At 40.8% G+C, this 887-nt stretch carries 3 protein-coding genes; all 3 read right to left on the reverse strand.

Annotated features, from left to right (window positions below):
- On the reverse strand, window positions 1–232 hold a 232-nt coding region (locus ACTQ40_RS10545), incomplete at its 3' end, for a hypothetical protein (RefSeq protein ID WP_441564120.1).
- Between the two features lie 190 nt (window positions 233–422).
- Complete coding sequence (locus ACTQ40_RS10550) at window positions 423–614, reverse strand: hypothetical protein (protein WP_441549874.1); 192 nt, start codon at window positions 612–614, stop codon at window positions 423–425.
- 36 nt (window positions 615–650) lie between these two features.
- A partial coding sequence (locus ACTQ40_RS10555) for a hypothetical protein (RefSeq protein WP_441564121.1) occupies window positions 651–887 on the reverse strand: 237 nt, incomplete at its 5' end.

The raw sequence follows: 887 nt of genomic DNA on the forward strand, positions 1-887 counted from the left end.
CTTTATCCTTGTATGCCTTGAGTTCATTCTGCAACTCTTCGTTGTCCTTATTTGATTTTTTCAACGTGTCAAGCGTGCTGTTAGCTGCTTTTAGCTTTTCGGCTTGCTCGTTGTAGACATCTTTAGGGACAGCGTGTTTCGGAAACTCTTCTTTAAATGCGTTCATGACCGCATCAATTTCCGTTTTTCCGTCTGCAGTATGTTTCTCAATAAGTTCTTTTAACCAATCCATTGTTGGTTTACCTCCATAGATTTTTTATGCTGGCTCTCCCAGCAGGGAGTGTCTGCGATATGCCACACAGACATGGCTTGCCTAGTTTTATGTCATGTGACAGGACAATATAAAAACCGCATCGAATTCGACACGGTTAAGTTATGTGATTAACGCAGTCTTTCCCGCTGTCAAGATGAGTGACCACCTCCTATTTGAAAAGTTGCGCTGATGCAGACCAACCTGCAATAGTGTCAAAAAAGAACACCCCACTTTTTTCTTGGTTTGTACTTTTGCCAAAGTAATCAAAAGCAATGTGCTTATCAGTCACATCCATATTGCTTACGTCTTGAAATAATAATGTTTCGCCATTCTTTAAAAAGATAATAACTTGTTTTTCCATTTTTTTCTCCTCTATTTTGTCAAATCTGTAAACTTATTATTTAGCCCTCGCCCACTCTCGATAATTCCTGTACTTGATAATCTTACCGGTCTCATTATCTCGCCTTGATGTCAATGTGTCATCGTCTTTAAGCCGTGAGATTGTCCGGCATCTACAGTTGACATCCTCGCTTGCAAAACCAAACATATGCGGTTGCTTCGTCCGTAGACCGTTAATCTCAAAATAACCGTCCTTATCAGCCTTTGCACCGTCCAGTTCTGCGTGATTGTGCCT

This window comes from Collinsella sp. Sow4_D11 (genome assembly GCF_052116465.1).
Classification (GTDB): domain Bacteria; phylum Actinomycetota; class Coriobacteriia; order Coriobacteriales; family Coriobacteriaceae; genus Collinsella.